This window comes from Alienimonas sp. DA493, from assembly GCF_043951915.1.
Lineage (GTDB): Bacteria > Planctomycetota > Planctomycetia > Planctomycetales > Planctomycetaceae > Alienimonas.
Genome location: NZ_JBINJD010000224.1, coordinates 1 through 6,604, shown reverse-complemented (window position 1 = coordinate 6,604; position 6,604 = coordinate 1). Strand labels below are relative to the sequence as shown.

Genomic DNA, 6,604 nt, shown 5'->3' with positions numbered 1-6,604 from the left:
CTCAGAGCCCGGACGCCGCCCGCGTCGCTGAGGAACGCCGGGCCGAGGAACGCCGCGCCGCGAACGATCGCCGCGTCGCCGCCGCGGAGCCCCCGGCCGCCCCCGCGGCGTCCGCCCGCGGATCCTTCGCGGATTCCCGCCCCGAGACGGCCGACGCCGGCCCCTCCGCCCGCCCGGCGCCGCTGGACTCCTTCGTCCCGTACGAACGGCTCGCCGGTCGTCAGGACTGACCCCGGCGGGGCGCTTGCGGGACGCGGCCGCCGGCCGCACGACCGGGCGGGGCGGCGGGCGCAGCGTTGTCCGAACCGCCCGGCGGCTTACCATGCAGGCGTCCCCCTCTCCGCGGAGTCGTTCCTGATGGACCCCGGCCACTACGCCCTCCTGCTGTTGGCGGTGGGGCTGGCCGTGCTGGTCATCGAGGTGTTCGTCCCCAGCGGCGGCCTGCTGGCGGCGTTGTCGATGTGCTGCCTGGGCGGCAGCCTGTTCTGCGCCGTGTGGGAGTGGTGGGGCGAGAACATGCTCGCCTTCTGGGCGTACGTCGGCTGCACGGCGGTGCTGATCCCGGCGACGCTGGGGGGCTCGTTCTACATGCTGCCGAGGACGGAGTTCGGTCGCCGCCTGTTGCAGGAAGCCCCGACGCCGGAGGAAACGGCGTCCTTCACGGAGGAGCGGGCCGCCCTCGCCGCGGCGATCGGCCGTCGGGGCAAGACGCTCACCCTGCACAACCCGGGCGGGCTGGTGGAGGTCGACGGCGCCCGCTTCCACTCCGAGGCCCGCGGCCCGATGCTCGACGCCGGGGAGCCGATCGAGGTGGTGGGAACCCGCGGGAACCGCCTGCTGGTGCGCTACGCCAAGGAGGAGGTCCCGCCGGCGCTGCGGGACGTCGAGGGCCCCGCCGCCGGCACGCCGCCGGGGGAGCCCCGCGAGGCGGAAAACCCCGTCGACCCGGTGATCGATCCGGACCCCGGCCGCCCCGGCGGACGCCTCGACGCCGACGCCCCCGTCGGCTACGCCCACGAGTCGCCCCCGCCGAAGCCGCCGCCGACCGATCTGGAAGAGGCCTCCTCGCCGGAGGACATGACCTCGGCGAAGGATATGACGGCCGCCAAGACGGACGACGGCAGAGAGAGCCGGAAGGAGGAGCCGGAGGAGATCGCCGACCCCTTCGCCGCCGACGCGGAGCGGGAGGGGATCAAATGAGGACGGTCGCCGTGAACCGCCCGCCGGGCCGCGACGTTGACGCGGCGACGCCGGTGCGTTGCCGCCGGTTCTCCGCCGCGACTACGCTGCCCCCAGATTAAGAGCGCCGCCGCCTCCCGGCCCGCGCCGCCCGCCACCCCCCGCCGCCCCCGATGACCGCACCCGCGTCCTCCGCCGTCCCCGTCGCGGCCGTTCCCGCAATCGGCGTCCTGCCGCCGCTGGCTCAGGACGGGGGCGGGTGGAGCCTGCTGATCATCGGCGGACTGCTCGTCCTGCTGTTGGTGGGGCTCGTCGCCTTCGCCGTGCTGGCCCGCTACGTCGGCCTGTGGGTGCAGTGCAAACTGACCGGCACCCGCATCGGCCTGTGGGACCTGGTCATGATGAGCGTGCGGAAGGTAAACCCGACGGTCATCACCCGCTCCCTGATCATGGCCACGCAGGCCGGGCTGCTGAAGGACTACAGCCTGACCCGCAAGCAGTTGGAGGCCCACTACCTGGCGAACGGCAACGTGCCGAACGTGATCAAGAGTCTGATCGCCGCCCAGCGGGCGAACCTGTCGATGGACTGGAACATCGCCGCCGCGATCGACCTCGCCGGCCGCGACGTGCTGGACGCCGTGCGGACCAGCGTCTATCCCAAGGTGATCGACTGCCCGGACCCGAAGAAGAAGGCGGGGACCCTCGACGCCGTCGCGGCCGACGGCATCCAGCTGAAGGCCCGGGCCCGGGTGACGGTCCGCACGAACATCGCCCAGCTGATCGGCGGGGCGACCGAGGAAACCATCGTGGCCCGCGTGGGGCAGGGCATCGTGCAGGCGATCGGCTCCAGCCCCTCCTACGAGAACGTGCTGGAGAACCCGGACGCGATCAGCCGGATCGTGCTGAACCAGGGCCTCGAAGCGAACACGGCCTACGAGATCGTCTCGATCGACATCGCCGATATCGACGTGGGCGAAAACATCGGCGCCCGCCTCGCCGCCGACCAGGCGGAGGCCGACATGCGGGTCGCCCAGGCCAAGGCCGAGGAACGCCGGGCCGAGGCCAGCGCCGTCGAGCAGGAACACGTCGCCAGCGTGCAGGAGAACCGGGCCAAGGTCGTGCTGGCCGAGGCCGAGGTGCCCAAGGCGATCAGCGAAGCGTTCCGCGGCGGCCGGCTGGGGCTGATGGACTACTATGAGCTAAAGAACGTTCAGGCCGACACCAAGATGCGGTCCGCCATCGCCGGCGAGGGCGCCAAGCCGAACGCCACGATGCAGCCGTAGCCGCCGCCCGCTTCTCCGTTCCCGGCCCCCCGTCCCCGCCGGTTCGCCTCCGATGACCGTCCCGCCCGCCGCCGCCGTCCTTCCCGCCGCGGAGGCGCTGCCGCCGCTGGGGGCGATCGGGGTGGAGACGCTGATCTCCATCGCCGTGCTGCTGATGGGGGTGGTCGGCTGGATCGTGCAGATGGCTCAGCAGGGCAAGGCCGCCCAGGCCGCCCGGCGGCCGAACCCCAACGCCCCGCAGAACCGCCCCGCCGGCGGCGCCGACGAGAAGCTGCGGGACGAAATTGATTCCTTCCTGCAGGAAGTCGCCGGCCGCCGCGGTCAGAACCGCGGCGGCGACCGTCCGCAGGGCCCCCCGCAGCGTCGCGGACCGGTCGACCCCTTCGAGGAACCGCCTCGGCGGACGCGGCCGAATCCGCAAACGGCCGAGCGCCCGTCCGAGAACGACGACCGCCCCGACCGCGGCGAGGTGCCGGAGTTCCTGCGTCCCGCCGCCCGTCGAAACGAAGGGTCCGACCGCCGCCCCTCCTCCCGCCCCGAGCCGCGGCCGACTCCGCCGCCCGCCGCGGCGCCGGCCGCCAAACGGCAGAGCCTCCGCGATCGCAAACTGAAACGGCTGGCGAAGAAGAACCTCGGCGGCGAACTGCGGGAGCACGTCGAACGGTACATGGCCGTCGACCAGAGCGACCTCGCCCGCCAACACGTGCAGGTGAAGGACCGGCTCAACGCGACCGAGCGGGAACTGTCCGACCTGAAGCGGCGCCTCGCCGACCCCAACGACCCGACCCACCTCGCCGGCCCGCCCCCCGGCGAGGCCGGCGCCCTGGACCCGACCCGCCTGCGGGCGCTGCTGTCCGATCCCGCCGGCGTCCGGGAGGCGATCGTCGTCAACGAACTGCTCGCCAAGCCGCTGGCCCTGCGGCCGAAGGCCCCCGCGGGAATCCGGCCCGGCGCCGCCGATTCGGGCCGCGTCGACCCGGCGGTCGTCGGCGGCGCTTCGGACGTCGCCTGAGCGGTGGCCGACGATCCCAATCCGCGCGTCCTGCTGTTGGCCGGCCGATTGGAGGTCCGGGCCCGCAGCGCCTACACCCTCCGGCTGGCCCGCGGCCTGCCCGCGGAGGGGTACGAACCGCTGATCGTCTGCGCCGACGCCTCCCGTCTGTCCGCCTCCGTGCGGCAGTCGCGGGACGTGCGGGTCTACAAGGAGCTCGACCGACCCGCCTGGGGGCTGGTCGTACGGGCCGGGCTGCTCCGCGATCTGCGGGAGGAACCGCCGAACCTGGTACACGTCCAGAGTCCGGAGATGCTCGGTTGCGGCACGTACCTCGCCAAGCGGCTGGGAGTGCCGGTGGTGGTGACGTTTCCCGCGGCGCCGTACGGGATCGATCGGTTCACCCGCACGGACCCGATCGTTCGCCGGGCGATCGCCATCTCCAAAAGCGTCGCCGCGGACCTGCTCGGCGTCAGCCGCTTCCCGGCGGACCGGCTGCGGGTGATCCACAGCGGCGTGGACGTGGACGAACAGGCGGAGCACGTCCTGCCGCCCGGCCGGGTGCCGGTGGTCGGCTCGGCGGGGCCGCTGGAGGCGCCCAAGGGGCTGCCCTACTTTCTCGGGGCGGCCGCCCGGGTGAAGCGGCGTTTCCCGGAATGCCGGTTTCTGCTCTCCGGCGCCGGGCCGGAGGAGGAGAACCTCCGCCGCGTCGCCCGGGAGTTGGGCCTCGAAGACGCCGTCACCTTCGCCCCGAACCTGCTCGACTTCTCCGCCGGTCTGTCGGCGACGGACATCTTCTGTCTGCCCAGCCTCTCGCAGGGGTTGGGGGCGACGATGCTGGAGGCGATGGCCCGCGGCCGGCCGGTGGTCGCCAGCGGGGTCGGCGGGGTCGACAGCGTCATCGAGGACGGCGTCACCGGGCTGATCGTCCCCCCCGCTCGCGGGGCGGCCCTGGCCGAGAAGATCTGCGAACTGCTGGCCGACCCGGAGACCGCCCGCCGCATCGGCGGCGCCGGCCGGGCGGTGGTGCAGGAGCGGTTCGGCGTCGCCCGGATGGTTTCCGAGACCGCCGCCCTCTACGGCGAAGCCCTCGCCGAGTGGAACGACCTCGCCGGCAACGCCGTCGCCGACGACTGATCGCCCCCCTCGCCCCCGTCTCCCGCGTTCCTGTCCTCCCGCTCGCCCGTCCGTCCGCCCCCATGCACGCGGAGATCTTCGCCCTCGGTTCGGAATTGACCACCGGCGCCAAACTCGACACGAACAGCCAGTGGCTGAGCGTCGAACTGGCGGCGCGGGGGATCGAAACCCGCTTCCACCACACCGTCGCGGACGACCTGCCGGCGATGCTCGACGAACTGCGGGCGGCCGCCCGCCGCAGCGAATTGGTCATTCTGACCGGCGGCCTGGGCCCGACCGCGGACGATCTGACCCGCGACGCCCTCGCCGCGCTGGCCGGCGTGCCGCTGGTGGAGGACGCCGCCAGCCTGGAGCACGTGCAGGCCTGCTACCGCCGGTTCGGTCGGCCGATGCCGCCGAGGAACCGCGTGCAGGCGCTCGTCCCGACCGGGGCGGAGGTCGTCCCGAACCCCCGCGGCACCGCGCCGGGGCTGTGGATGACGCTCCCGCCGGGCGACGCCCCGGACGCACCCGGCGGGCCGGGCGGCTGCACGCTGGTCGCCCTGCCCGGGGTGCCGGCGGAGATGAAGCCGATGTTCCGCGAGTCCGTCGCCCCCCGGCTGCCGCGGGGGGCGAACCTGATCCGCGTCGCCCGGGTGAACCTGTTCGGGGCGGGGGAGAGCGCCGTCGAGGAGCGGCTGGGCGACCTCACCGCCCGCGGCCGCACGCCGGAGGTCGGCATCACCGCCCACGAGGCGACCATCACCCTGCGGGTCGTCGCCCGGGGCGGAGACGAGGCGGAGATCGAACGGCAGTTCGCTGAGGTCCGCCGCCTCGCCGCGGAGCGCGTGGGGGAGCTGATCTTCGGCGAGGAGGACGACACCCTCGCCGGTCGCGTGCTGGCGACCCTGCGGGAGCGGGGCGAAACGCTGGCCGTCGTGGAGGTTGGCACCGGCGGCCGGCTGGCGGACTGGCTGACCGACGAGGACGACCCCGCCGCCCCGGCGTATCTCGGCGGCGTGATCGAAACCCGCGACGACCGCTGCCTGGGCGAGCCCGTCTCGCCCGGCGGCGCCGCGGAGCGGGTCCGGCAGCGGTGGGGGGCGACCTACGCCCTGTTCACGCCGTCGCTCTCCGTCGACGCGGACGTTCGCGAACTGACGCTGGCGACGCCCGACGGTTCGGTGCGGGAGCCGTACCGCCACGCAGGGGACTCCGCAATCGCCCGCAGCCGGTTGGCGAAGGCGGCTCTGGACCTGCTCCGCCGGCGTCTCGCCGATCGGACAACCTGATCGCCGAACGAGCAAGCCGCCCCGCGCCGGGAACGACGGGACCGGTTACAGCGTTCGCGCTGCTCGTGATTCGACCATGAGGGGCGTTGCGTCGCGGCCGGCGCGGTTCTTGCTTCGGAGGGTGATCGCCGACTGACTTCGCTCGGCGTCCACGTTCCGCAGCCTCACCGCAACTTCCAGCTATGCTCAAGATCGCTCTCATCCTGTTCGCCGTGGCCATCATCGCCGCCCTGCTCGGCCTCGGCGGGATCGCCGACTTCGCGCTCTGGCTCGCCGGGGTGCTCGCCGTCGTCGCGGTGGTGCTGTTGATCATCCACGCCGTGACCGGCCGCACGCCGACCGTCTAGCCCGCTCGCCGCCGCCCGTCCGCGTCCTCCTGTCCACCCCGGTCCGATCGCTTCTGACTCCACTGACAGTTCGCCGATGAAGGCTCTGCTCGCCGCGGCCGTGGTTCTGTTGATCCTCGGCCTGCTTGGTTGGTTCACGCTGTACTCCAACGGCAGCGGAGTCGGCGTGAACATGAACGAGGAGACGATCGCCGAGGACGTCGATCAGGCCGCGGACGCGGTCGGCTCCGGCGTCGACAAGGTGAAGGAGGAAGCGGACAAGGTCTCGGTCGACGTGGACGTCGACCGGGAATAAGCCTCCCCGTCGCCCCGTTCCCCGTCACATCCGTCGGCCCGCCCGGGCCTTCGCCGCCCCGAACACGTCGTCAGCGTTCGTCTTCGGCCCCGGCCGGACGG

7 protein-coding genes and 1 pseudogene are annotated in these 6,604 nt (G+C 73.3%); all 8 read left to right on the top strand.

Going from position 1 to position 6,604, the window contains the following annotated elements; genetic code table 11:
- A pseudogene (locus tag ACG2DA_RS21105) lies at positions 1–230 on the top strand (hypothetical protein); the annotation flags it as partial.
- Between the two features lie 127 nt (positions 231–357).
- Positions 358–1,200, top strand: a complete 843-nt coding sequence (locus ACG2DA_RS21100) for an NfeD family protein (protein WP_395258457.1) — start codon at positions 358–360, stop codon at positions 1,198–1,200.
- Positions 1,201–1,352: 152 nt separating this feature from the next.
- Positions 1,353–2,462: a flotillin-like protein FloA gene (gene floA / locus ACG2DA_RS21095; RefSeq protein WP_395258455.1), complete on the top strand. Its 1,110-nt coding sequence runs from the start codon at positions 1,353–1,355 to the stop codon at positions 2,460–2,462.
- Between the two features lie 52 nt (positions 2,463–2,514).
- Complete coding sequence (locus ACG2DA_RS21090; RefSeq protein ID WP_395258453.1) at positions 2,515–3,474, top strand: hypothetical protein; 960 nt, start codon at positions 2,515–2,517, stop codon at positions 3,472–3,474.
- Between the two features lie 3 nt (positions 3,475–3,477).
- Positions 3,478–4,590 (top strand): glycosyltransferase family 4 protein, encoded by a 1,113-nt coding sequence (locus ACG2DA_RS21085; protein WP_395258452.1) that lies wholly within the window; start codon positions 3,478–3,480, stop codon positions 4,588–4,590.
- A 62-nt stretch (positions 4,591–4,652) separates the two neighbouring features.
- A complete protein-coding gene (locus ACG2DA_RS21080; RefSeq protein ID WP_395258450.1) occupies positions 4,653–5,861 on the top strand; it encodes a CinA family nicotinamide mononucleotide deamidase-related protein in 1,209 nt (402 codons plus the stop codon).
- Between the two features lie 182 nt (positions 5,862–6,043).
- A complete protein-coding gene (locus ACG2DA_RS21075) occupies positions 6,044–6,208 on the top strand; it encodes a DUF1328 domain-containing protein (RefSeq protein WP_395258448.1) in 165 nt (54 codons plus the stop codon).
- 76 nt (positions 6,209–6,284) lie between these two features.
- Positions 6,285–6,503, top strand: a complete 219-nt coding sequence (locus ACG2DA_RS21070; RefSeq protein ID WP_395258447.1) for a hypothetical protein — start codon at positions 6,285–6,287, stop codon at positions 6,501–6,503.
- Positions 6,504–6,604 lie beyond the last annotated feature (101 nt).

Excerpts from the sequence above, each read along its gene's own strand:
- ACG2DA_RS21100 (WP_395258457.1), top strand. The coding sequence starts at position 358 with ATGGACCCCGGCCACTACGCCCTCCTGCTGTTGGCGGTGGGGCTGGCC.
- floA (WP_395258455.1), top strand. The coding sequence starts at position 1,353 with ATGACCGCACCCGCGTCCTCCGCCGTCCCCGTCGCGGCCGTTCCCGCA.
- ACG2DA_RS21090 (WP_395258453.1), top strand. The coding sequence starts at position 2,515 with ATGACCGTCCCGCCCGCCGCCGCCGTCCTTCCCGCCGCGGAGGCGCTG.
- ACG2DA_RS21080 (WP_395258450.1), top strand. The coding sequence starts at position 4,653 with ATGCACGCGGAGATCTTCGCCCTCGGTTCGGAATTGACCACCGGCGCC.
- ACG2DA_RS21075 (WP_395258448.1), top strand. The coding sequence starts at position 6,044 with ATGCTCAAGATCGCTCTCATCCTGTTCGCCGTGGCCATCATCGCCGCC.
- ACG2DA_RS21070 (WP_395258447.1), top strand. The coding sequence starts at position 6,285 with ATGAAGGCTCTGCTCGCCGCGGCCGTGGTTCTGTTGATCCTCGGCCTG.